The sequence below is a fragment of the Pelovirga sp. C15f genome, from assembly GCF_057178085.1.
This window is the reverse complement of record NZ_JBXUCV010000005.1, coordinates 28,784-54,827: the sequence shown is the minus strand read 5'-3', so window position 1 is coordinate 54,827 and position 26,044 is coordinate 28,784. Positions and strand designations below refer to the sequence as shown.

Genomic DNA, 26,044 nt, shown 5'->3' with positions numbered 1-26,044 from the left:
CGCACACTGGCAAGTGCAGAAAGGTCGATTTATTAACATGGCTGGACACCTGGTGACAACCGATTTCAGGCGCGAGACAGGTAGCGGCGTGGCACCCTGGCACCAATACGGCAATACACCTCATAGGAAATCGTATCCAGTTGCCTCGCCATGGCGTCACCGCTGATGGTCACTCCCTGGGAACTGCCCAGCAAGGTGACAGGGTCACCGATAGCGACACTGGCGACAGTGCTGACATCAAGCATGATCCAGTCCATGCAGACTCGCCCCACCACCGGCACCAGGCAGCCCCGGACAATGCCCTGACCGCTATTACTCAGTAAGCGGTTATACCCATCGGCATAACCAATCGGCAACACCGCCACACTAATGGGTCCTTCTGCACGATATTGATGGCCATAGGAGATACCGCTGCCGGCCGGCAGCTTGCGTAACTGGGCGACACAACTGCGCAGATGCATCACCGGGCGCAGGTCGAGCTGCGGAGCAAAGTCATCTCCCGGCAGACCGCCGTAGAGCATGATTCCCGGTCGGACCAGGGTACACTCAGGGCAATAGCGACCGGCGATGCCGGCGCTGTTGGACAGGTGAAATTCAACCGGATTGAGACCGTTGGCACGCACCAGATCAATCATCTCGCTAAAGACCTGCAGCTGTGCCGCTGAGACCACAGAGTCGCGCTCATCGGCACAGGCAAAGTGCGACATCAACCCGTGAATCACCAGTCCCGGCATTTTTGCCAGGCGTGGCAGGGCCGCATGCAGCTGCTCCGGGGTAAATCCGACCCGACCCATCCCAGTATCAACCTTGAGATGAACACTGATCTGTCGCCGGCGCAAAACCGCAACGCTATTCAGACGCTCCGCAGTTTCAAGATCAAGCAGGGCGGGCATCAACCCATCACGGATAAAACCCTCTTCCTGCCCGGGAAAACACCCACCCAGAACCAGCAGGTTCGCGTCAATACCGGCACCACGCAGGGTCTGGGCTTCCTCCAGGGTAGCCACGGCAAAATCGATAATTCCGGCGCGGGCCAGTTCCCTGCTGACCGGCACCGCGCCATGGCCATAGGCATCGGCCTTGACAACCGCCATCACCCGTTGCCCGGGGTGAATCAGGTTATTGACCTGAGCAAGGTTATGGCGCAGGGCCGACAGGTCGATATCCGCCCAGGTCGGGCGCCCGACCTGGTTGCCTGACGGGTCCTGTCGATCAACCATCACATCGCCGGTATTTTTTTTGCTGAAAAAATCATCAGGTTCTGAAGCTTTTTTATATACCATTTTAAACCACGCAATAGATTAATTGACACCAAGGTTCACAGCTGCTAGTGTTGCACATTGTGTCATAGCTACCTTCTTTTCATGTAACAAAAAACAAGCCCTATCAACACCCCACAGCAAGCCAGGTGCAAAGGAATATTACCGATGATTTCCGGCCTCTACCTGATTACTGACGACAATCGTGACGGCAAGGTCCTTGACAAGGTCAAAGCAGCATTAACAGGTGGCGCACGGATTATTCAATATCGCGCAAAGCACACACATCCGGACGAACGTCGCGGCATTGCCGAACAACTGCGTTCTCTGTGCCGGGAACACAAGGCCCTGCTGATCATCAATGATTTCCCTGAACTGGCACGGGAAGTTGACGCTGATGGTGTCCATCTTGGACAGGAAGATATGCCCCCCGTTCAGGCGCGCCAGATTTTAGGCCGGGACAAACTGATCGGCATTTCAACCCACAGCGTCGAAGAGGCCCTCAAGGCTGAAGCACAGGGCGCCGATTATATCGCTTTTGGCAGTATTTTTCCAACATCAACTAAAGAAGATACCACCCTGGTCGGGCTGAAAAATCTGAGCAGAGTACGAAAAGCCGTACGCATTCCATTGGTTGCTATCGGCGGCATCACTCCGGAGGGCGCTTCCCAGGCGATTGATGCCGGCGCCGATGCCGTTGCAGTTATTACAGGAATCATGGCAGATGATTACCCCGGTCGCGCAGCGCGTGAGTATGCCCTCCTGTTCAATCGACATAAATCCCTGCCCAGAGGAAAAGTCATGACGATTGCCGGATCGGATTCCGGTGGCGGCGCCGGCATTCAGGCCGATATCAAAACCATCACATTGCTGGGCAGTTATGCCTCCAGTGTATTGACCTCATTGACTGCGCAGAACACGCTGGGAGTCAACAATATCTACAATGTCCACACCGACTTTGTCCTCCAGCAACTCGACGCCGTCCTGGATGATATCAGTACCGACACCGTTAAGACCGGAATGCTCAATTGGGGAGGGATTGTCTGGCGGGTCGCCAAGGTACTGGAAGAGAAACATCTGCTTGCGGTTGTTGATCCGGTCATGGTAGCCAAAGGTGGAGCCCCCCTGCTCGATCAGGAAGCTCAGGACAGTTTGATTTCACGACTATTGCCCCAGGCTTATCTCTTGACCCCCAACCTTCCGGAAATAACGGCCATGACCGGCATGACACCGGAAACCACATCGCAAATCATTGAAGCCGGTCGCACGTTGCAATCCCTCGGCGCCCGCAATGTCCTTCTTAAAGGTGGACACATGCAGGGTGACGAAGTCACCGATATTCTTCTGATTGGTGAGCAGGAACACCGGTTTACCTCACCCCGTATCAACACTCCCAACACCCATGGTACCGGTTGTACGCTGTCGGCAGCTATTGCTACTTTCCTGGCACAGGGTTACCCCCTCAAGCAGGCCGTTGAACGTGCTAAACGCTTTATCAGTATCGCTATTGAGCATGCCGTCCCGATTGGCCATGGACATGGTCCGGTTAATCACTTCCACGCGGCGATGCAGCTCTTGCATGAAAAGGCACCGATGGATTAAACTGCCTTCGTCTGCCTGTATTGCATCTGCTAACTAAACAGCGCGGCTACCCGTTAATTGTGGCCGCGCTGTTTTTTTCACCCCTGTAAGGATTACATTCATGACTCAACTGGAGATGGCAAGACAAGGTCAAATCAGCGATCTTGTTCGCGAAGCTGCCGCCGCGGAGCATATTGAACCCGAAATTCTGCGCCAGAAGATCGCTGCCGGCACGGCGGTGATCTGTCGCAACAACAAACACCTGAATGGCCGCCCGCTGGCTGTCGGCGACGGGCTGCGCACTAAAACCAACGCCAACATCGGCACCAGTGGCGACGATACCAGTATCGACAAGGAACTCGAAAAAGCCAAGGTTGCCGCCGCTGCCGGAGCAGATGCCCTGATGGATCTTTCAACCGGTGGTCCTATTGATGACATCCGTGCTGCCATTATTGCCGAAACCGATCTCTGCATCGGCAGCGTCCCCCTCTATCAGGCCGCCTGCGATGCCGTGCTGCGCCAGGGCAAACCGATCGTCGACATGACGGTTGATGATATTTTTGACGGCGTTAAAAAACACCTGGACGATGGCGTCGACTTTATCACCGTCCACTGTGGTGTCATCAGAGACACGGTCGCCCGCATGGAACGTGAAGGAAGGCTGCTCGAGGTGGTTTCCCGCGGCGGTTCCTTCACCGTCGAATGGATGCTTCACAACAACGCCGAAAATCCCCTGTTTGAATTCTACGACCGCTTGCTGGAGCTGGTACGTCCCTATGATGCGGTGCTATCTTTAGGTGACGGTTTTCGCCCCGGCTGTCTTGCCGATGCCACCGACCGCGCCCAGGTACAGGAGTTGATTATCCTTGGTGAGCTGACCCAGCGCGCCCAGGAGGCCGGCATCCAGGTGATGATCGAAGGCCCCGGTCATGTCCCCCTCGATCAGATTGAAGCCAACATCAAGCTGCAGAAGCGCCTTTGCCATGGTGCGCCCTTTTATGTGCTGGGGCCGCTTGTAACCGACATTGCCCCCGGCTATGATCATATCACTGCCGCCATCGGTGGTACTGTCGCCGGCGCGGCCGGTGCCGACTTCCTCTGTTACGTCACCCCAAGCGAGCATCTGCGGTTACCGACGATTGAAGACGTCCATGAAGGGGTCATGGCGGTGCGCATTGCCGCTCACGCCGCCGACATCGTTAAAAAAGTTCCGGGAGCGCTGGAAAAAGACAATGCCATGGCTCGCTTCCGAAAGAACCTCGACTGGGAAGGACAGTTCTCCGTCGCCATCGACCCGGCCAAGGCCCGACGCCTGCGCGCCGAATCCGGTGTGGATGAAAGCCATGGGGCCTGCACCATGTGCGGCGCCTTGTGCGCCTACAAGGTGATGAACGAGAGAAAACAGGAAAAAACGGCGGTTTAATCGCTATCAACTCAACCCGGCACAGTTCATCAAAAAAGCCCGCGCAATGCGGGCTTTTTTGTTTTTTTTATGTAGGTCAGGGCATTACTGCTCACGCGACAGGATCGCATCCCGCATCCGACCGGTGATATAGCCTGCGAAGACGGCTGTGCCATAGACGTCGACAGTTTGCCGGAGCCCTCTGCCGGCAAGCGCCCCTATTCTCCCATATAGGTGTACGACACCAGCGTCCGGTCGAGCAGTTCAATAAAATGACTGCTCTGCTCAATACTGATTTTGCGTGACGCGACACTTTTTTCCAGGGTGTCGCGTACATGCTTGAGAATTTCCGGCCCCTTGTACTGTACATATTTGAGACTTTCCCACACGGCATCGCCGCTGATCACGGTATCGATCTTGTAGCCGGTTTTGCGGTTAAAGGTGACGTGCACGGCGTTGGTATCACCAAACAGATTGTGCATATCGCCAAGAATTTCCTGATAGGCCCCAATGAGGAAGAAGCCGATAAAATAATCCTCATCTTTTTTGACCCGGTGCAATGGCAGAAATTTTGTGCGCCCGTTTTCGCCGACAAAGCTGGTAATTTCACCATCAGAGTCGCAGGTAATATCGGCAATCGAGGCATTGATCTCCGGCTTCTGCTGCAAACGCTGAATCGGCATGATCGGAAACAGCTGATCAATCGCCCAGGAATCGGGAATCGACTGAAACAGGGAAAAATTGGCAAAGCAGGTCTGGCGCAACGACAGCTGAAAATTCTGCAGCTCCTCCGGTACCAGTTTCAGGCGCTCGACAATACTGTTGATCTTCTGAAAAATCTTGAAGCACAGCCATTCAGCGATCGCGCGGTCCTGAAGGTTGAGATATCCCAGGTTGAACAGGCTGACCGCCTCCTGAATCAGTTGCAGGGTGTCATGGTAATCTTCGCGCAATGAATGGCGGTCGATGCTCTTATAGATATCGACCAGCTTTTTGACCGTCGGTGTGAGCTTTTCTGTCGAATCCAGCACCTCTTCGAAATCCGGCGTCAGACTTTGAGCATTGGTATCCAGGGCATTGGTCACCAGCACCGAATAATGGGCAACAATTGCCCGTCCTGACTCGGAAATGATGTTGGGACAATTGACCCCGACTTCGTCACAGATATTTTTTATCTGATAGACAACGTCGTTAGCGTATTCCTCGACTGAGTAATTGACACTGGAAAAGTAACTCGACTTACTGCCATCGTAATCAACCCCGAGGCCGCCACCAATATCTACATACTCGAGGTTGACACCAAGCTTGCACATCTCGGCATAAACGCGCGTTCCTTCAATCAGGGCCGATTTAATCTTGTCGATTTTGGTGATCTGGCTGCCGATATGAAAGTGGAGAAGGTTCAGGCTCTCGAGCATATTCTCTTCACGCAACAACTCGATGGCCGTCATGATTTCGGAGATCCGCAAGCCGAATTTGGCACCATCACCGCCGGAGGTCGCCCATTTACCGGTCCCCTTTGATGACAGTTTCACCCGAACACCCAGCTTCGGGGTGATCCCGATCTCACGCGCCAGGGCAATGATTTTTTCGAGTTCGAACAGTTTCTCAACGACAATCGTTATATCGTAGCCAAGGCGGGTCGCATAAAGAACCGTTTCAATAAAAGCGTTATCTTTATAGCCATTACAGATGATGGGAATATCCTTCCCGGTGGCAAAGGATATAGCAATCAGAAGTTCCGGCTTGGAGCCGACCTCAAGACCGATATTGTAGCGTTTACCGAACTCGGTAATAGCTTCGACTACCTGACGTTGCTGGTTGACCTTGATCGGGTAGAAGGTACGGTAATGCGCCGGATACTCATTGTCACTGATAGCGCCCTTGAAGGCTCGATTGATGGCAGATATGCGTCCTTCAAGAATATCCATAAAGCGCAGCAGAATCGGTGGCTTGATTTTGCGTTTGATCAAATCGTCGATCAATACCCGCAGATCAATGGAATATTTCGAGTTTGGTGAGGGATGAACGCAGACATTCCCTTTACGATTGATGGAAAAAAGATCAGCCCCCCAGTTGCTCAGGTTATAGAGTTTATCGGAACTAGCCGTGCTCCATTTTTCCATGAACGGCACCTTTCATCATTGAGATATTCGCCCATCAGAGAAATCCCGGGGCGATCCGTTGTCAAAAATAAAATCGGCGACCAGCGCTGACGATGACCGATTCCGTCCAGATATCAATAGCAAAAAACCTTTAGACCAATCAACCGAGGCGACTTCTGAAATCGGCATAACCAAAGCGACGCACAACCCGCAGTTCACCGGTTTTCGGCTCGTAGGTACACAGGTGGGGATGTTGAATCCCGTTGAACGTCGTTGTTTTGACGCTGGTGTAATGGGCCATATCCTCAAACGCCAGGCGGCTGCCAACACTCAGTGGCTGATCAAACGACCAGTCACCGACAACATCCCCGGCCAGGCACGAAGGCCCGCCGAGACGATAGGTAAAAGGCTTTTCCTGGGGCGCTCCGGCACCAAAGATTTCCGGACGATAGGGCATCTCCAGCACATCCGGCATATGGCAGGTCGCCGACACATCGAGGATCGCGTTATCCACCTCGTTGTGGACCAGATCGAGAACCTCACCGACCAGCAGACCGGTACCGATGACCACCGCCTCCCCGGGTTCAAGATAGACCTCGACCCCATAGCTATCCTGAAAATGGTGAATCAGCCTGATTAATCCATCAATATCGTATCCCTCACGGGTGATATGATGACCGCCCCCCAGATTAATCCACTTCATTTGAGGCAAAAACTCGCCGAACTTTTCTTCGAACACCGCCGCAGTGCGCGCCAGCGGCTCGAACAACTGTTCGCACAAGGTATGAAAATGCAACCCATCGACGCCATCCAAACAACGACCCTCAAATTCTGCGCGGGGTATCCCCAGCCGCGACTTGGGTGCGCAGGGGTCATAGATGGGCACCGCCCCTTCCGAATGTTGAGGATTGACGCGCAGGCCGATAGACACCCGTCCTGTTGCCTGTTGCCACAGGGGGCGAAAGCGCTCCAGCTGGGCAAAGGAGTTAAAAACAAGATGATCGGAAATAGCAAGCAATTCCTCCACATCCGCTTCCTTGAACGCGGCAGAGAAGGAATGAACTTCACCGCCAAACTCTTCCCGCCCGAGCCGTGCCTCCCAAGGTGAACTCGCACAGACCCCTTTGAGGGTCCGGGCTATCAGGGGAAACACCGGCCAGAAGGAAAAAGCCTTCAGGGCAAAGAGAATCTTCGCCCCGCTACGCCGCTGCACGTCAGCTAGAATAGCCAGGTTATGGCGCAATCGCCCCAGGTCAATAACATAGGCAGGCGATGGCGCCAATTTTAAAATGCTGGGGATATCGATACCTGTCACAGTTCAGGCCATTCCCCCTCGATAACGGTATGGGGCAAACCCATCGGCCCCAGTTCCGCAAGGAAGACTTCCGGATCAAATTGCTCCATATTCCATACGCCGGGCGCATGCCATTTACCGGTCATCATCATGATGCCCCCGACAACCGCCGGAACCCCGGTTGTATAGCTGATCGCCTGGGAGTTGGTTTCCCGGTAGCAGGCTTCGTGATCGCAGATGTTGTAGATGTAGACCTGTTTGCGCCGACCATCCCTGGTTCCGCGAGCAATCACCCCGATACAGGTTTTGCCTTTGGTCAGGGGGCCAAGACTGGCCGGATCGGGCAGCAGCGTTTTGAGAAACTGGATCGGCACTATCTTCTGTCCCTGAAATTCCACCTCATCGATACGGGTCATGCCGACATTCTGCAACACTTCCAGATGCTTCAGATAGTTGTCGGAAAAGGTCATCCAGAACTGAGCTTTTTTGATGGTCGGGATGTGCTTGACCAGTGACTCCATCTCTTCATGGTAAAGCCGGTAGATATTCATCGGCCCGATTCCTTCAGGAAAATCGAAGGTCCGTCTGGTTGCCAACGGTGGCGATTCAACCCATTGACCATTTTCCCAATGTCGACACGTAGCGGTAATCTCACGGATGTTGATTTCCGGGTTGAAATTGGTCGCAAAGGGTTGGCCATGATTACCGGCATTGGCATCAATAATGTCGATTTCCTCAATCACATCCAGGTATTTCTTTGCTGCCAGAGCGGTGAAAACATTGGTGACACCAGGGTCGAAGCCACTGCCAAGCAACGCCATGACGCCTTCTTTCTTGAAGCGATCATGGTAAGCCCACTGCCAGCTGTACTCGAACTTGGCCGTTTCGTGGGGCTCGTAGTTGGCGGTATCGAGATAATCAACGCCGGTTTCAAGACAGGCATCCATGATGGTCAGGTCCTGATAGGGCAAAGCGACGTTGATTAACAGTTGTGGTTGTTCCTGCTTGATCAGAGCGACCAGCTCAGACACATTGTCAGCATCGACCTGGGCGGTTTTAACCTTCGTCCCCTTGATTTCCGCGGCGATTTCATCGCACTTGGACTTTGTCCGAGACGCCAGGGTAATGGTGGAAAAAATATCCTTGCGCTGGGCGCATTTATGAACAACAACGCGGCCAACGCCGCCGGCACCAATAATCATTACCTTACTCATTTTTCATCTCCCTTACGTTTGCGAAAAATCATTCACGCGCAGACGAACAGCCAGCCTGCCTTCAGATCAATGAATTTTTCATAAAGCCAAAAATAAAGACAATCCATGAATTTACCTTTCTGGTAGACCCTGTCAACAGAAAACAGCAGAAGCTCGCAAAACCCCGCACACCATTTTCCATCAACCGACAAATTGTGAAAAGAGGCCAGAACCCTGGACAGCTTCATGCCTCTTGAACTTCCAGGCTGGTTCATGGTGTAATTCACATCTGCCGAAGACTTTACCCTCACCTTTACGACAGGTTGTTATCGTGTATCTGCTTACTCGTTTTGCGTCTTTTGTTTTTTTGCTGATGATGTTGAGTGCCTGCTCCATGACCACTGTAAACCATAAACCTGCAGCCAACGCCCAGCAGCCGTACCTGCTGCCGCAACCACTTGTTGACGGCGACATTTTTCATCTGCCCAGCGGGTACCGGGTCAGCCACGAAACCGTCGTTGATCATGCCGTACGAGCCCAGGTCATCTACGTTGGAGAAACCCACGACAATCCGGCATCCCATCGTGTCCAGGAGGCCATTCTCCGTGCCCTTGCAGGGAGCAATCCTGGCCGGGTTGCCCTCGGGATGGAAATGTTTACGCCGTCACAACAACCGGTTCTTGACAAATGGAGTGCGGGCGAGTTGAGCGAGAAGGAGTTTTTAAGACAGGTGGATTGGTATGCCACCTGGAGAATAGATTTTGCCCTTTACCGCGATCTGCTGACCTTTTGTCGGGATCAAGGCATTAAAATTCTCGCCCTCAACGCCGAGCCCTCAATCAGAAAACTTCTCAGCAGGACAGCGATCGAAGATCTCTCTTTAGAAGACCAGGCCCGATTGCCGGAAATGGACTTCAACGATCCGCATTATCGTTCCATGCTGACTGCTATCTTGTCAGGACATCCGATGGGGCACGGTGACACCAACGGATTTGAAAGAGTACAAACCCTCTGGGACGAGACAATGGCCGCCAATCTGGCAGACTATCTAACCTCGCAAGGGTCTTCTCATCAGGTGGTGGTAGTTGCCGGTAGCAACCATATCAACTATGGCTTTGGGATCCCGCGACGACTGTTCCGGCGGTTGCCGGTCAACTATCTGCTGGTCGGCACAACTGAAACAGAGGAGGCAAAACAGCTGAATCCGGACCGCATGATGAATGTTCAAACCCCGGAGATCCCCCTGCTGCCCTATCATTTTCTCTATGTTAGCAACTACGAGCCGTTGCCACGGACGGGTGTCAAACTTGGGGTGATAGTGACCCCCGAGGAGGTCTCCCGACAGGGCGTTATGATCAGCAAGCTGCTTCCCGATTCAGCCGCAGCGGCACATGACCTGCGTAGCGGTGACATCCTGTTACGGATAGATGGGCAGAGCCTTGGCGATCGTTTAGATCTGACCTACGCACTGGCGGACAAGGATATCGGCGATACGGCAACCTTTGACGTGCTGCGTGACAACACCGAGATCCGGATTGAGGTTAAATTTACCGCTGAGAACCAGCAGAAACCAAAGATGCCATAAATATCAGGCTGAAATCAGGAAGAAAAATCCGCCTGTCCGGGAAAGGGTCGAACTTTCTTCCCGGACAGGCGGATCATTCATTAACATCGAAAAAAGATAAACGCGAACCTAATCCCTAGGCGCGCCCGGCACTCCCCAATACCGCCTCATTCTTATGTTTGATCAGCTTGATCAGTTCTTTACGCGCCGCACCCAGATATTTACGCGGATCAAATTCGCCGGGATCATTGGCCAGATATTCACGAATCTTCGCCGTCACCGCCAGGCGACCATCCGAGTCGATATTGATTTTGCATACGGCGCTCGCTGCAGCTCGCCGCAACTGGTCTTCAGATACGCCAACGGCTCCTTCCATCTTGCCACCATACTTATTAATCAATTCGACATACTCCTGCACGACACTGGAAGCACCATGCAGAACAATCGGAAACCCCGGAATCCGCTTTTCACATTCTTCCAGAATATCGAAGCGCAGCGGTGGTGGTTCCTCCCCTTCCTTGACCTTGAATTTAAACGCACCATGGCTGGTACCAATGGAAATGGCCAAAGAGTCAACACCGGTTTTACTGACAAAATCTTCCACCTCTTCCGGCTGGGTGTAGGTAGAATGTTCGGCCACGACCTCATCCTCAATGCCGGCCAGAACCCCCAGCTCCCCTTCGACGGTCACATCATACTGATGGGCGTATTCAACCACCTTGCGGGTCAGGGCGACATTTTCATCATAAGGCAGATGAGAACCATCAATCATGACTGAGGAAAACCCCGACTCGATACAGCTTTTGCATGTTTCAAAGGAATCACCATGATCCAGATGCAGGACAATCGGAATCTCCGAGCCCATTTCCCGTGCCATGCGAACCGCGCCCATCGCCATAAACCTGAGCATGGTTTCGTTGGCGTAGCTGCGCGCTCCTTTACTGACCTGCAAAATGACAGGTGAACTGGTTTCAGCACAAGCCGTTATAATCGCCTGCAACTGCTCAAGATTGTTGAAATTATACGCAGGAATCGCGTAACCACCGGAAACTGCCTGGCGAAACAGTTCACGCGAATTGACGAGTCCCAGATCTTTGTAGTTCACTACCTCGGCCATGAATGATGCCTCCCTATCTTTGTATGAATTAAGGACGCTGCCACGGCGTCGCTCCTGCGCGCCGTCACAGCCCCGTTTACAGGCTGCTAACAGTTGCAATAGGTACCTAGATCTTCTAGTATACGCTGGATTTTAAAGGTTGGTATATCACAGATCGCAAAAGACTTAAAAAACATTCGCAAAACGAAAGGAAGCGGCCATGGGTGAAACAGCGGTAGGGGATTATTTTAAGGACTGGAAAGAACGGGAGGCCATTGCCGAATTAATGATTCCACTGATCGGCAAGCTGTACCGCGATCATGAAGTCATTTGCACTGTATTTGACCGCAATCTGGTCAACCAATCGACGATCGACATTCTGCGTGTTCATCGTTTTGCGCGGCAGATCATCAACCGTGAAATCTGGGTTAAGGATACCTATCCCATCCTCCAGGTGATGTCCGAGATGGATCTGGCACCGGCCAAGGTCGATCTGGCAAAACTGGTTCTGCGCTATCAGGAGCAGACAGACAAGGATATCCGCACTTTTGTTACTGAACAGCTCGGTGGTCTGAATACCGGCAAAGGACACCAGCTCAGCGCTCCGCGCGACGTTGTGTTGTACGGCTTCGGCCGCATCGGTCGCCTGCTGGCACGCATTCTCATTGAGCAGGCCGGAGGTGGCGACAAACTGCGCGTTCGTGCTGCGGTGGTACGCAAAGGTAGCGATGATGACCTCGCCAAGCGGGCCAGCCTGTTGCGCCGCGATTCGGTTCACGGCCACTTCAAAGGCACCATCATCGTCGACGAGGCACAGAGTTCCATCGTTGCCAACGGCAATCAGATCCGCATCATTTACGCTGATTCCCCGGAAGAAGTCGATTACACCAGTTACGGCATCAACAATGCCATCGTCATCGACAATACCGGAAAATGGCGTGACCGCGCCGGGCTGTCCCGCCACCTGCGCCCCGGCGCATCCCAGGTGCTGCTGACCGCACCCGGCAAGGGCGATATTCCTAATGTGGTCTACGGCGTCAACAATGAACTGCTGGAATCCGGTGACCAGATTCTCTCCGCCGCCAGCTGTACCACGAACGCCATCGTCCCGGTGTTAAAGGCTGTCAATGACCGTTTCGGTATCGAAAGTGGTCATGTAGAAACCTGCCATAGCTATACCAACGATCAGAATCTGATCGACAACTACCACAACAAAGAGCGCCGCGGTCGTAGCGCCCCCTTAAACATGGTCATCACGGAAACCGGCGCCGCCAAGGCGGTTGCCAAGGCCTTGCCCGAACTGGCCGGCAAACTTACCGGCAACGCTATCCGGGTGCCGACCCCCAACGTGTCGCTGGCGATCCTCAACCTGACCCTGAAGCAGGATACCAGTGTCGACGAACTCAATCTCTACCTGCGCGGCATGTCGCTGGAATCGCCACTGCAGGATCAGATCGACTACACCAATTCGCCCGAAGCCGTCTCGTCCGACATGGTCGGCTCCAGTTATGCCGGGATCGTTGATTCCCTGGCGACCATCGTCCAGAAAAATCGCTGCGTTCTCTATGTCTGGTACGACAATGAATATGGTTACAGTCATCAGGTTGTAAGGATTGTTGAAAAACTATCGGGGCTGAATCTGGAGCAGTGGCCGAAGTAAATTGTATGGACTGTTAAACGTTGAAGCAATATCAAGAGGGGGTTACGAAAACGAAGCCCCCTCTTGATGTTTATTGTGCTTATTCCGGAAAAAACCAACCAGGCATTCCTGAAAGAAGCGATCCACCAATCAGAACAGCGCCGTCAAAGGTATATTGGTTTGCAGGGGCAGCAAAACTCTATCCGTTTAGCCCGCTTTCTCCCTTAAACGACGTCACTACGGCTTGTCAGCTGTCCTGCTTGACGTGGCACCGCTCATTGTCTCCCTGCAGATTTTCGAGAACTATCGGCAGGCACTGCACAAGGCAAGTCGAGTGTTGAGACCAGGCGCTCAATTAATTATCATCTAACCCGGCCTCGAACTTTTTCAAGGTAACAATAATTCATGACCCAAAATGAGTCTTCCATCACCCAGATCTTTCTGGTTTTTCTGAAACTGGGACTGACCTCATTCGGCGGGCCGGTAGCACATCTGGGTTTCTTTCGCGAAGAATTCGTCAGACAGCGGCGCTGGCTGACAGAGGCAAGCTATGGCGATCTGGTAGCTCTGTGCCAGTTTCTTCCCGGTCCGGCGAGCAGCCAGGTCGGTTATGCTATCGGCCTGATGCGCGGTGGAACAGCGGGCGCAATCGCCGCCTGGATCGGTTTCACCCTCCCTTCCGCAATTATGCTGATCGCCTTTGCCTACGGCGTTACCGCCCTTGGAGACGTGCAGCAGGTCGGTTGGCTACAGGGATTGAAAATCGCGGCAGTGGCGGTGGTGGCCAAGGCGGTATGGGGAATGGCTACCCAACTGTGCCCGGATCGCCAACGGATAACCATAGCACTGTTTGCGGCGATGGCAGCACTAGCCTGGATGACTGCTCTCACCCAGGTTCTTATTATCGTTAGCAGCGGCATACTGGGGTGGTTGCTGTATCGTCACCAAGCCGATCCGGCGAACGATAACAGTGATAGTGATGTGCAACGGTCTTCCCGCAGACGCGGGGCCATGTTTCTGGCCGTGTTTTTCCTCCTGTTGGGTGGCCTGCCGCTACTGACCGCAACCTATCCCGCCACCAACCTGCAGATTTTTGAGAGTTTCTACCGCTCCGGCTCCCTGGTGTTCGGCGGTGGTCACGTGGTGCTTCCCCTGCTGCAGACCGAGGTTGTCCCCAACGACTGGATCACCGGTGATGATTTCCTTGCCGGCTACGGAGCGGCACAGGCAGTACCGGGGCCGCTCTTTACCTTTGCCTCCTATCTCGGCGCGGCCATGACGGTTGGACCCGGTGGCTGGATGGGAGGCCTGCTGACCCTGGTCGCCATCTACCTGCCATCCCTGCTGCTGGTACAGGGAGCGCTCCCGTTCTGGGCTATCCTGCGCCGGGCACCGGCGGCACAGGCAGCCTTGCGCGGCACCAACGCCGCTGTAGTCGGCATACTGTTGGCCGCCCTTTACAATCCGGTATGGATCAAAGGCATCCACGGCCCTCACCATTTTATTATCGCCCTGGGGGCTTTCGGTCTGCTACATTTCTGGAAATTACCACCCTGGCTTGTCGTCGCCCTGACCATGATAGCCGGCATGGTGCTTCTTAACTGAAGTTTTCACCTAACATGACGACCAGGAGTAACCAGCCGGCTTGAGAGCTCAATTTATCAGGGCACCAAAATCGCCTGGCGATCCAGACGGGGTTTTTCCGGTAATGCTAAGGTCTCAATAAAGCCTCTGTTCAACTGTCCGCTTTTACTTCAGCACGTCAGTATGTGGTGGCTGGCAACATGTTGCAAATAAGGTTTGAGGCACTGCCCAGATCTTGCTCCAAACAACACCCCGGAGGTTAACCAATGCTTGACTCTTTCATGACACTCAATCCAGTTTTACAGGCCTTGCTGGCCACACTTTTCACCTGGGGCGTGACGGCAGCCGGGGCTTCACTCGTCTATGCAAAAAAGACCGTCGATCAAAAACTGCTGGACGGCATGCTCGGTTTTGCTGCTGGGGTGATGATTGCCGCCAGCTTCTGGTCGCTGTTGAACCCCGGAATAGAGATGGCGAAACAGATGGGACAGACTCCCTGGTTAACCGCTGTCATCGGATTTATGGGTGGAGGTATTTTCATGCGCCTGACCGATAAGGTCCTGCCCCACTTGCACCCCGGTTTAAAAATGGATCAGAGAGAGGGTGTCAAGACCTCATGGCAACGCAGCACCCTTCTGGTGTTGGCGATCACCTTGCACAACATTCCTGAAGGCCTGGCAATCGGGGTTGCCTTTGGAGCCGTCTCCGCTGGTTTGCCCTCAGCGACCATCGGTGGCGCAATCGCGCTGGCGATCGGGATCGGGATTCAGAATTTCCCCGAAGGAACAGCCGTAGCAATGCCGCTGCGCCGTGAGGGCATGAGTCGCCACCGGGCCTTTTTCATGGGTCAGGCCTCCGGGATCGTTGAGCCGATAGCCGGCGTGTTAGGGGCATATTTTGTCCTGAGCATGCAATCAATCCTGCCTTACGCTCTCTGTTTTGCTGCCGGCGCAATGATCTTTGTCGTGGTCGAAGAGCTGATCCCCGAATCACAGCGCATCCAAGCCAATATTGACTTTGTGACCATGACGACCATGATCGGGTTTTCAGTAATGATGTTGCTGGACGTGGCGTTGGGTTAGCAACCCTGAAGGGTTACCGCCGGCACAAACGGCATTACTCTATGTGCGGCGTTAAGTGATACTCCCAGCAATCAGGGATGTTGCGCCCTGAGCCTTCAACCCGGCCTGTCATTTCCGGCAGGGGGCTGTCTGTCTGATTTTGATCATCCTTACTTCTCCCGCCAGCTCTGCAGGGCTGGACACAAAAAAAGGCCCTCGCACAGTAGCGAGGGCCTTAGTAATTAGCAACAAGTGAAATCAGATTCTATGGGCGAGCTGTCCCCAACCATGACATGGCGTCGGGATAAGCTGGGTAATTGGAAATGGTACCGTTAATTGCACCATCTTCTGCCCAATCAATACCATCAAAAATAAGCCGCTTCACATAGAATCGATTGTGGGCGTAACCGGCTTTTTCTTCGGTAGCGATCTTCGAATTCTGGAAAGCACGCCGATCATTGTCTTCGGCATTGTTTTGGTCGATGATTGCTGCAGTGTAATTTGTCAATCCATTAGCTTGATTGATGATGTCCAGCAGCAACTGGCCGGCTTCCTGGTAACTCATCGACTCATGATCAAGAATCTCAGGTGTCAGGGCATATTGGCCACTGTGGCAATCAACGCAATTGGTAGCGACAATCTCAGTAATGGTGCCACTGGCATCCTTTTCAACAGCAGCAAATGAGTGTGTGCCGTTGTCCATATGGCAGGCAATACAGGGGCCTTCACCGTCAATATCGATACCATCATGGGCGAAAAATGGCACGTTGGTGTAGTCCAGCCCCACATACTCGCCGCCAACATGGGTCAGCTCGTTGAATAAAACGGCTGCAGCAGGAGCGTGGTGCCCGGCAAAACGGGAACTGGTTGAAACAGTTTCATTGTTGCCACGACCGGAGTGACAAACGTAACAGGTGTTTGAGGCACCACTGTCAGGGAAGACAATGTCAACTCCACCAAAGGTGTAACTCGCGGTTACTGCATCATCAATGCGTAAGGTGCCGGTTTGCGCGTTATCGTGACAGCCCCAGCAGTAAAGCAATTCATTTTGCCCTGAAGATGTCACCGTGCCGCCCACTCTACTCCAGCCCATCAGGTGAGAGAAGTCGTTGGTAGCAGCATCATAATTTGCCGGATCGGCAGCGTAGTTTGCAAAGCCGGTTGAAGTATGGCAGTACTGACAGGACTCTCTGTTGCCAGCGTCCCAGTCATAATGTGTCCAGCTCCAGCCTTTGCCAACTCCGTCCTCACGGCCAGCCATCATGACCGCATCGACAGTAGCTTCACTGCGAGTACCGTCATCAGCTGCAACCTTGGCTTTGAGCAATTCACCGCCATGACGGGAGTTTGCCCAGTCGGTGTGAATGGTCGGACCGTTGTCCGCGCCCAGAGAAGGATCCTCAAGGTGACGACGAGTGTTAGTGCGCAGCTCGTGGCCATGGCAGTCAAAGCAAGGATTAGGACTGTTCTCACGAATGACATAACCCTCAAGAATATTATCCGTCAAACTGTACCCGGTTGTAGGGTCATCATAGTGAGTGCTGGTAACTGTGCGGTACCAGGCGGTGTTGTGATAGAACGGGGCGGTACCGGAAGCTGTAGAACCGGACCCGATCAGCACGCCATCCTGGTTGTAAAAGGTGTGACAGCTGGTACAGAAGTCAAACTCGTCAGCGACACCGTTGCCATTGGGATCCCAATCGCCTGAGGCGATGTCATTGTCATTAACAATGAAGGATTCCCAGCGGCCCGAATCATCGTGCGGGATGTGACAGGTCGAACAGGTCACTGGATGCAGATCTTCTTCTGCACCTAGTGAGGCTACGTTGTCGTTGGCTTCATCCATTTCAGCCATCAGGTTTTTGTCACCTGTGTACATGGTGAACATGGTTGCCCCTTCTGCCGTGTGGCAGCGCTGACATTTTGCACTGCCGGCATGAAGATCGTCAGAGTTGTTATGAGCTGAAGCGCCGACATTGCTGGCAAGCAGTCCATGATCGTCTGCATGGCGTACACCTTCAGCATGGTCATGACACTGGACACATTGTTGCCAGTCGGGGCGCGCATATGGAATGGGCCCGATACCGCGGTGGGCACCACCGCCACCGTGACAGGATTCGCAGGACACTATGTCTCGGGAGACGTTGGCATAAATCGGATTTCCGGTTGGAGTGCCATCGTCGGTACCAATCTGGAGATCTGGCGGGAAGGCCTGTGCCATCTTGTCGCCATCGAGTAGCTGATTATGACAGGGGGTACAGGAAGACCCTTCTGCATGAGGCCCACGAGGGTCATCGTAGCGCATGCTACCGTTTGAGTTGCCATGGGCGGATTCCAGCCAGCTTAAGGTTTCAGGAGTCGCGGCACTGTGGCATTTAACACAGTTGTTGATGCCGAGGGTTTCAACCATAAACTCACCATCAGAGCCGCTGATGTCGCTTCCGCCGCCGCCGCTACTGCCGCAGCCCCAAAGTAGTCCCGTAGCGAGCAGTGCTACGATCAAATAAGTTAAATTCCTGATCTTCATGCTTTACCTCCTTAGTGGTTTTACTGTGTTTGTTAGTCAAACATGTCGAGATTTTAGTGACACATGACGCAGGTTTTGCCGCCGCTGGCGTTATCAAGGCGATCTTTGCGATCGCTCCAGCCTTTACCATGCGGGTTGAAACCGACTGCGCCACCTTTGGCACTGTGGCAGTTAAGACAGACGTCGCCGCCGGGGTGGCAGGACTGACAGGTCGCCAGGCTGCGACGGGCTTCACGAGCATGACCGATAGACCAGTCATGAAAGCTGGGTGATACAGAAGACTGCAAATGGCAGGCGTCACAACTGGTGCCGACATTCATACCGGCATGAATAGCATCAATATCGCCATTCAACCCAAGGTTAAAGGTCCGTACATGGGACGGACTGTTGGCGCGACCGATACGCGCCTGAAAATCGGTGTGGCAGTCGGTACAGAAGCTGGGCTCGTGACAGCTGGCACAGGTTTGCTGGTTGCCGCGGGCGGCCAGTGGGTGAGTGATGTGGAAGTCACTGGAATGGCTGTTGATCATATTATTGCTGAAAGACCCCTGCTCATCAGCAAAACCCGACACATGGCACTCCATACAATAGCTCTGGGAGTGACAGGTGGCACAGTCCATGGACTGCCCCTTTGCCATGGACCCGTGGTTACGTGCCCACATAGGACCATGGGTGTTAATCGCACCCAGATCAGTCATTTCGGCGTATGATTCATCGTGGCAGGCCAGGCAGGTATCTACATCAGGAATGATGCTGGTCGCACCTTCGACGTGGCAGCTGCTGCAATCCATGCCGGCGGCATACTCCTCGACATGGGCCTGGTGGTCAAAGCGCATATTCGCCCAAACGACAGAGATGCCGATCAGGAGTAATGCGAGTAATAACATCAATTTTTTGTACATATATGAACTCCTTACCTTAGAAGGTGACATTCAGGCGAATACGGCCACGGTTGTAATAATCCCAGAGGTCACTTTCGATCCGCTCAACCTTGGCCTGAAGTTCCATCCGGCTGGTAATAAACCAGGTGCCGTCAATCCAGTAGCGACTGCTGGTGGTTTCGTCGCCGCTGGTTTCACCATCAAAGTAGTTGATCGAACGTTCGAGGACGTCGACATCAACACCAACACCGGCCTGCAACACCTGAGTGAAACGGCTCGCCAGGTAAAGTTTGAAACCCTTGAGGTCCTGACCGTCCTTGTCATCCCGGAACACACCGGTCAGATAACCGGAGAACTTTTCAGTCCGGCGCTTTTCGACTCCGGCCTCAAGCACGTTAGCGTTGGCAAATTCCGGATACATTTCGTAGGTATAGCGGCCAAAGGCTTTCCAGCCGTTACCGATGGTGTAGGTGACTTCACCCATGATCTCTTCATATTCATCCACGGCAAAAACCGAATAGATCGAGGTGGAAGAGAACACCGGCAGGGAGTAAAGATATTCAAGACGGCCGGACCATCTCGGGGAGGCATAAAAATTGCCGCCGGCGAGGAAATAACTGACCCGGTCGGAAAGAAAATCATACTGGGTTTCGCTGTAGACAAAGAGTGCGTTGTTAAAATCGTATTCGATGTCAAAGCCGATGAGCTCCATGGCCAGGTGGCCACCATCAACCTTGGCAACATAAGACAGGCCCAGATCTAGATCTTTAATAAAACGATCACTCACCTTGAGTTCGGCACCAAGGACCAGGTCCTTGACGCTGTATCCCTCATAGTAGGCAACGTCGCCACCACCAAACAGGGTAAACTGGTAGTTGTCCGTCAGCCGGTAATCAAGACGCAGACCATCCATGACCGCCGCGCCGGCGGTGGTAGAAATAAACTGGCGGCCGAGGCGAAAATCAAGAGCGCTGGTCAGAAAACCTCTTTTTTCAAGATAGGCAAGATACAGACGACTGTCAGCATAGTTACTGTTGCTGCTGAGTTCATCAGCCAGATCGTAGCCGAGGCGGCCATAGGAGTAGATGTTGTAGCCGTCGGCTCCGACATCCTTGATATTCAACTGCAGATACTGGAACGCCGGAACGGCGGTATCCTCAGTAGCGGTGTCAAACCATTCCACTACCGTGCTGGAGCGACCTGAGACTGAAGCCGCTTCGACATGTACCGCCGGCAACAGAGCCAGTACGGCGCATGCCAGACTACAGGTAAGACCCTGCCAGAATTTCATGAGACCTCCTTTTTTTTTTGCGTGTGCGAAAGCTGGATACAGAGTGTTTTACGCACACAAAGCCGGTGCGTAAAAAGTACAGTGGCAGTTCTGTTTTCAGCACAAATCCATCAGCAGACAATTAATAAAAAAATTAACATAAGCTGAAGCTCATAAAAGCATAGCCAATTAAACCGGTCAAGATAAAAAACAACAAATGTAAAAATAAATAGTCAGCAATATCAGGATATTTGAATACAAAACCTGAGTGCTTTACTGGGTTGAAGTTGACCGGTGCCGGATTGGTTATCTATACGAGTCAGGCTGGCGGAACGATAGCTGTGCGTCATGCAATCACCCGAGTACAGTCATTGAACGAATATTCGTTGCAACCAACAACCTTAATGTAACCAAATTTTTTCGTGTGTGTCAAAGGAAGAATTGCACACAAAAGCAATAGGATATGTGGATGACCGAATGTAGAAACTGACTGTTTTTGTTGGGTTTTCTGAAATCCCTGGTGCAAACCTTCTCATGCCGAACCTAACAGCCTGATTTTACAGGGAAATTAAAATATCCCAAGATACTGGCGGCCGAGTCGCATTTTTTACTTGATCAAATCCTGTGGCTGAATGATCAAATCCTGAACATTATTTTTTTATTATTAATGGTGGCGCGGGCAGATTGGCAAGTTCCTGAGACAAACGATAGGCCGTTGAGGTGGGTTTTGGTGATATTTCCAAGCAAGGTCGGAACAGGTGATGCTGTTTGAACAGTTCATTCAGGTTGATCCCTCTCCCACCCGCAAAGAAGGTCGCATCGGGTTGGGGCCGGCGATCTGACACCCGGGCGGATTCATGGGGAAGATATCAGGGTGAGCAGCGAAGTCAGCAAAGAAGAAGTAGAGCTCCGCGGCAGCACGTTGATTCTCAACGGTTAAAAGGCATCCCCCCTCTTCTGCTGTGCTGCCGCAACAATCTGCACCGGAAAGGCTTGCGTCTCGCTGCCGGCGTAGAGCGACACATGGGGAAAGGGGATCTCAACCCCGTGCGCATCTAAAGTTTTTTTGATTTCATAATGAATAGTGTTTTTCATCTCCAGAAAATTTTCCCGCCTGACCCAGACACTCAACTGGAGATTCTGTGCTGAATCGCCAAACCCAATAAACATAAACAGCGGTGTCGGCTCATCGAGGCACAGGGGGTGTTGATGGGCAATGGCCAGCAGCAGCTCCCGCACCTTTTCCGTATCCTCCCTATAGGCCACACCCACCGGCACATCAAGGCGGCGGATCGGGAAACGGGTCAAGGTGGTAACCTCTGATTTGAGCATAGTTTCATTTGGAATCCGCACATAGAGGTTATCAAAAGTCCGCAACTTGGCCGACAAGAGATCAATCGCCAACACTTCTCCGGTTGTACTTCCGACGCGGATAACATCACCGACAACAAAAGGTCTTTCCGCCAGCAAAAAAAGCCCGCTGATCAGATTGGATGCAGAGGTTTGCGAGGCAAAACCGATGGCTACCGACAAGATCCCGGCCGCACCCAGCAAAACCGAAAGCTTGAAACCCATCTCATGCAGGGCGGAAATTAACACCACAATGAGCAACCCATAAAAGAGGATGCGGCGCAAGAGCCCCTGTTGCTGCTTACTCAAATGTTTACCGACCAGTTTAAGGATTGAGCTGGTTAAAAGACGCGCAATAACGTAGCCGGCAATTAAAATAACTATTGCACGGATGACCGGGATAAAAGTTGAAATATCCATCATGCTGCACTCCTGTCTGAGGTATCGGGCAACTTATCCAATCAGCCCTCCGAACAATGCGCCAAAGGTCTTGTTCAGAATACTTTTATCAGCGACTTTGCGCGACGTGCTGACACGTTGAGCGAGATTGTAAGGGGGGGGCGGATGAGCTCCAACAACCACCTGGGCCAGTTCCTTGCGTTCATCGTGATGCAAGGTTACTTCTTCGGTCCAGAGTCCGTGGGCACCGGTATCGAACAGGGATAAAAAGGGCACCGGCAGATTGAGCTTTTCCAGCTTTAAAGGTTGTTCTCCGGCATTGTTGATGCGCACCGGCGTAATCGCGCGATGAACACGTACCGGCAGGTCATCAAGATGCAATCGGCCACTGGTCGTCGTCGCGTAACAAAGTTCCCCTTCCATGGTCGAAGGGCCAAACCAGGTGTCGGACAGGCGTGTAGCAGCAACATCCAGCAGCGTATGATGCCGCTGTTGCAACCGGACACGAACCCACAAGGGGGTACTGACATAGAAACTGATCTGTTCCCCGGCGGGAATCAGAATCGGCACAGACGACTTGATTACCACCGAACGATCAGCCAGCAGCGGCTCGATCAGGAGCTCCTCGTTGGTATGAGAGAAAACATGGCGCTCAACCACGCCATCGGCACAAACATCATCGCCGTCTTCAGCATCGGTGGTGACAGTCCAGCTTGACGGCGTATTATCGGGCCAGATACTACTGCGATGACAAATCTGCCACTCTTTTTCATAGCGTCGCACGACAAAGGTCAAGGGACCGATTTGCCAGCAGAGCCCCAGGCCAGCAGGTGGCGACAACACCCCCCACCAAACCGATTCCCCTGCCTTTTGAATTTTATCTTTTGCCGCCATTGCCCGCTCCACAGGTCACAGGATGAGTTATGCTACAATTATGATTCAGCAGCAGTTGTAGTTCGCCGCGCAACCACAGTCAAGTCTGTAGCGATCAGACAGGTGGTCAGAAGCAGAATTATCGCACACGCGGTTGTTGACATATGCCATTTGATATTATTATGCTGACGGGTTTGAACCCCGGCGTGGCATTCACCCTGGGCGAAACACACAGTCAGAAAATGGAGTGATATTTTCTATGCATGATAACTTTGAAGATCATGACGATTCGATAGAGTACGAAATTGAAGTCGAAACCGATGCCGATGTGCAGGCGGTTCCTGATGATGGTCTGGTCCTGGCGCGCGACATGCTGCCGGCGCGCCTGCCGATTATCCCTTTACGTCCACGCCCGGCATTTCCAGGGGTAATTATCCCGCTGACGGTCAATGGCGAGGCGCGAGTGCGCACCATCAAACAGGCAATGGAGACCGATTCCCAGGCCATTGGCCTGGTCATGGTGCAGGAACTTGATGAAGAAGATTCCACCGCCAATCTGCAACGGGTCGGGGTAGCCGCTAAAATCCTGAAACTGATCCATAAGGAAGAAAACAGCGCCCATGTGCTGGTCAACAGTCTGGAACGGTTCAGCCTTGATGACGTGGTTGAAATTGATGGTGTCATCTATGCCGATGCCACCTACTATTTAAGCTCCACGACACGTGAAAACCCCGAGCTTAAAGCCTATTCCATGGCGATCATTTCAACGCTTAAGGAACTGGTACAGATCAACCCCCTGTATTCCGAAGAGATCAAACTGTTTCTCGGGCGGGCGAGCATGGATGATCCGGCGCGGTTGACTGATTTTGCCGCCAACCTGACCAATGCCGACGGTTTTGAGCTGCAACAGGTTCTGGAAACCTATAACCTTCAGCGCCGTATCGAAAAGGTGCTGGTCCTGTTGAAAAAAGAGCTCGAGGTCTCGCGCCTGCAGACGAAAATTTCACAGAAGATCGAGGAAAAAGTATCCGCCCAGCAACGTGACTTTTTTCTGCGCGAACAATTCAAGGCGATCAAAAAGGAACTGGGGCTTGAAAAAGAGGGCAAAGTCACTGAAATCGAGAAATTTCAGAAACGCCTGAAAAACCTGACCCTCAACGACGAAGCACAAAAAGCCGTTGACGAGGAAATTGAAAAGCTGCAGCTGATTGAACCTTCCTCACCTGAATACAATGTCAGTCGTAACTATCTCGACTGGTTGACGGTTCTGCCGTGGGGCAAGTTCAGTAAGGACTCCTACGACCTCAGTCGTGCTCGCAAGGTGCTCGACCGCGACCACTACGGCCTCGAAGATGTCAAGGAACGAATTCTCGAATTTATTGCCGTCGGCAAGATGAAAGGCGATATTTCCGGCTCGATTCTGTGCCTGGTCGGTCCGCCCGGGGTCGGCAAGACCTCCGTCGGCAAGAGTGTTGCAAGTGCCCTTAAACGCAAGTTCTATCGTTTTTCTGTCGGCGGTATGCGCGACGAAGCCGAAATCAAAGGACATCGGCGCACTTATATCGGTGCCATGCCGGGCAAGGCGATCCAGGCGATGAAAAGCGCCGGCACCTCCAATCCGGTACTGATGCTCGACGAAATCGATAAGATCGGCGCGTCATTCCAGGGGGATCCAGCCTCGGCTCTGCTTGAAGTGCTTGATCCTGAGCAGAATGGCAGCTTCCGTGATCACTACCTCGACGTTCCATTTGATCTGTCCAGTGTGCTGTTCATTGCCACCGCCAACCAGCTTGACACGATTCCGGCACCACTGCTTGACCGCATGGAAATCATCCGTCTGTCCGGCTATATATTGGAAGAAAAACTGGAAATCGCTCGCCGCTTTCTGATTCCCAAGGCTCTTAAAAGCCATGGCATGAGCCGCACCAGGGTCAGCATCGACAAGGCCGCACTGGTTGCTATCGTTGATCGCTATGCGCGCGAATCCGGGGTGCGCGGGCTGGAAAACCAGATCAAAAAAATCATGCGCAAGGCCGCCATGGAATTTGCCCAGGGGCGCGAGGACAAGGTCCGGGTCACCAAGGCTGAAATCGAGAAATTCCTTGGCAAACCGGTATTTACCGAAGAAGATCTGATCAAAAACGCTCCCGGCGTGGTCACCGGTCTGGCCTGGACACGGATGGGTGGCGCCACCCTGCAGATCGAGGCAACCGCTGTCAAAAGCAAGAATAAAGGGTTCAAACAGACCGGACAGCTCGGCAAGGTCATGGTGGAAAGTTCCGAGATTGCCTACTCCTATGTGATGGGGCATCTGGATGACCATAAAATACCTGAGGACTACTTTGACACGCACTTTATCCACCTGCACGTACCCGCCGGTGCCACCCCCAAGGATGGCCCCTCAGCTGGAGTGACCATGACCACTGCCCTGCTGTCGATGATCATGAAAAAGTCCGTGCGGAAAAAGCTCGGCATGACCGGTGAGCTCTCCCTGACCGGCAGTGTCCTGCCGGTTGGGGGCATCAAGGAAAAGACCATCGCGGCGCGGCGTGCCGGCCTCACCAGCCTGATCTTTCCGGCGGAAAACCGCAAAGACTACGATGATCTGCCCGATTACCTGCGCGCCGGGCTGGAAGTACATTTTGTCAAAACCTATCCGGAAGTCTTTAAACTGGCACTCTCAGCATAAGGGATCATCTCCCTTGGTGCAGCAAATAAGGAGAATCTGTTCATGACCCACCAGGAAATCAGAACGGCACTGCTCAATCTGTCAACGGAAGAGCAAAAAGCCTTTGTCCTTGAAACCCTGCCGATCCTTGCCCGCGACCTGGTCAAGGAACCCGGCTTCATGATGCAACTTTTCCCGGTGCTGCTTGGTATCCTCAAAGAGAGCGGCATGGATCTGCAGCAACTGGTGCAACTGGCAACGATGCTCAACAGCCAGCATCAGCAGCAGTGAGCGGGGA

The 26,044-nt window shown here is 53.0% G+C and carries 18 protein-coding genes; 8 read left to right on the top strand and 10 right to left on the bottom strand.

Annotated features, from left to right (window positions below; all coding sequences use genetic code 11):
* Window positions 1-65 precede the first annotated feature (65 nt).
* Window positions 66-1,283 (bottom strand): alanine racemase, encoded by a 1,218-nt coding sequence (gene alr / locus AC1931_RS11950; RefSeq protein WP_483877499.1) that lies wholly within the window; start codon window positions 1,281-1,283, stop codon window positions 66-68.
* A 144-nt stretch (window positions 1,284-1,427) separates the two neighbouring features.
* Between alr and thiD the strand changes: the two genes are divergently transcribed.
* Window positions 1,428-2,861 (top strand): bifunctional hydroxymethylpyrimidine kinase/phosphomethylpyrimidine kinase, encoded by a 1,434-nt coding sequence (thiD, locus tag AC1931_RS11945; protein ID WP_483877498.1) that lies wholly within the window; start codon window positions 1,428-1,430, stop codon window positions 2,859-2,861.
* A gap of 100 nt (window positions 2,862-2,961) precedes the next feature.
* Window positions 2,962-4,263 (top strand): phosphomethylpyrimidine synthase ThiC, encoded by a 1,302-nt coding sequence (thiC, locus tag AC1931_RS11940; RefSeq protein WP_483877497.1) that lies wholly within the window; start codon window positions 2,962-2,964, stop codon window positions 4,261-4,263.
* 197 nt (window positions 4,264-4,460) lie between these two features.
* On the opposite strand, the gene speA is transcribed toward thiC, so the two are convergent.
* From speA to AC1931_RS11925, 3 genes are all read right to left on the bottom strand, one after another.
* Window positions 4,461-6,368, bottom strand: coding sequence for a biosynthetic arginine decarboxylase (speA, locus tag AC1931_RS11935; protein WP_483877496.1), 1,908 nt, complete (start codon window positions 6,366-6,368; stop codon window positions 4,461-4,463).
* A 139-nt stretch (window positions 6,369-6,507) separates the two neighbouring features.
* Window positions 6,508-7,662, bottom strand: a complete 1,155-nt coding sequence (nspC, locus tag AC1931_RS11930; RefSeq protein WP_483877495.1) for a carboxynorspermidine decarboxylase — start codon at window positions 7,660-7,662, stop codon at window positions 6,508-6,510.
* Window positions 7,659-8,855 (bottom strand): saccharopine dehydrogenase family protein, encoded by a 1,197-nt coding sequence (locus AC1931_RS11925; RefSeq protein WP_483877494.1) that lies wholly within the window; start codon window positions 8,853-8,855, stop codon window positions 7,659-7,661. Before AC1931_RS11925 ends, nspC begins: the two co-directional genes overlap by 4 nt.
* Before the next feature lie 310 nt (window positions 8,856-9,165).
* On the opposite strand from AC1931_RS11925, the gene AC1931_RS11920 reads away from it, so the two are divergent.
* Window positions 9,166-10,419, top strand: coding sequence for a ChaN family lipoprotein (locus AC1931_RS11920; RefSeq protein WP_483877493.1), 1,254 nt, complete (start codon window positions 9,166-9,168; stop codon window positions 10,417-10,419).
* Between the two features lie 115 nt (window positions 10,420-10,534).
* Here AC1931_RS11920 and AC1931_RS11915 read toward each other — a convergent pair whose 3' ends face one another.
* Window positions 10,535-11,515 (bottom strand): class II fructose-bisphosphate aldolase, encoded by a 981-nt coding sequence (locus tag AC1931_RS11915; RefSeq protein ID WP_483877492.1) that lies wholly within the window; start codon window positions 11,513-11,515, stop codon window positions 10,535-10,537.
* 199 nt (window positions 11,516-11,714) lie between these two features.
* Here AC1931_RS11915 and AC1931_RS11910 point away from each other — a divergent pair, with 199 nt between their 5' ends.
* The 3 genes from AC1931_RS11910 to AC1931_RS11900 all read left to right on the top strand — a co-directional run bounded on the left by AC1931_RS11910 (window position 11,715) and on the right by AC1931_RS11900 (window position 15,799).
* Window positions 11,715-13,154, top strand: a complete 1,440-nt coding sequence (locus AC1931_RS11910; RefSeq protein WP_483877491.1) for a glyceraldehyde-3-phosphate dehydrogenase — start codon at window positions 11,715-11,717, stop codon at window positions 13,152-13,154.
* A gap of 384 nt (window positions 13,155-13,538) precedes the next feature.
* Window positions 13,539-14,738, top strand: a complete 1,200-nt coding sequence (gene chrA, locus AC1931_RS11905; protein ID WP_483877490.1) for a chromate efflux transporter — start codon at window positions 13,539-13,541, stop codon at window positions 14,736-14,738.
* A 245-nt stretch (window positions 14,739-14,983) separates the two neighbouring features.
* Window positions 14,984-15,799, top strand: coding sequence for a ZIP family metal transporter (locus tag AC1931_RS11900; protein ID WP_483877489.1), 816 nt, complete (start codon window positions 14,984-14,986; stop codon window positions 15,797-15,799).
* Between the two features lie 244 nt (window positions 15,800-16,043).
* On the opposite strand, the gene AC1931_RS11895 is transcribed toward AC1931_RS11900, so the two are convergent.
* The 5 genes from AC1931_RS11895 to AC1931_RS11875 all read right to left on the bottom strand — a co-directional run bounded on the left by AC1931_RS11895 (window position 16,044) and on the right by AC1931_RS11875 (window position 23,099).
* Window positions 16,044-18,305 carry a hypothetical protein gene (locus tag AC1931_RS11895; RefSeq protein ID WP_483877488.1) on the bottom strand — a complete coding sequence of 754 codons (2,262 nt, stop codon included), beginning with the start codon at window positions 18,303-18,305 and terminating at the stop codon, window positions 16,044-16,046.
* A 53-nt stretch (window positions 18,306-18,358) separates the two neighbouring features.
* The gene (locus AC1931_RS11890; protein WP_483877487.1) at window positions 18,359-19,207 is read right to left on the bottom strand and encodes a cytochrome c3 family protein; all 849 of its coding nucleotides are present in this window, start codon (window positions 19,205-19,207) and stop codon (window positions 18,359-18,361) included.
* A 16-nt stretch (window positions 19,208-19,223) separates the two neighbouring features.
* Entirely contained in the window at window positions 19,224-20,477 is a 1,254-nt protein-coding gene (locus tag AC1931_RS11885; protein ID WP_483877486.1) for a hypothetical protein, read from the bottom strand.
* A 915-nt stretch (window positions 20,478-21,392) separates the two neighbouring features.
* Window positions 21,393-22,229: a mechanosensitive ion channel family protein gene (locus tag AC1931_RS11880; protein WP_483877485.1), complete on the bottom strand. Its 837-nt coding sequence runs from the start codon at window positions 22,227-22,229 to the stop codon at window positions 21,393-21,395.
* Between the two features lie 30 nt (window positions 22,230-22,259).
* Window positions 22,260-23,099 carry a hypothetical protein gene (locus AC1931_RS11875; RefSeq protein ID WP_483877484.1) on the bottom strand — a complete coding sequence of 280 codons (840 nt, stop codon included), beginning with the start codon at window positions 23,097-23,099 and terminating at the stop codon, window positions 22,260-22,262.
* Window positions 23,100-23,337: 238 nt separating this feature from the next.
* On the opposite strand from AC1931_RS11875, the gene lon reads away from it, so the two are divergent.
* Window positions 23,338-25,767: an endopeptidase La gene (gene lon / locus AC1931_RS11870; RefSeq protein ID WP_483877483.1), complete on the top strand. Its 2,430-nt coding sequence runs from the start codon at window positions 23,338-23,340 to the stop codon at window positions 25,765-25,767.
* 42 nt (window positions 25,768-25,809) lie between these two features.
* Entirely contained in the window at window positions 25,810-26,037 is a 228-nt protein-coding gene (locus AC1931_RS11865; protein ID WP_483877482.1) for a hypothetical protein, read from the top strand.
* Window positions 26,038-26,044 lie beyond the last annotated feature (7 nt).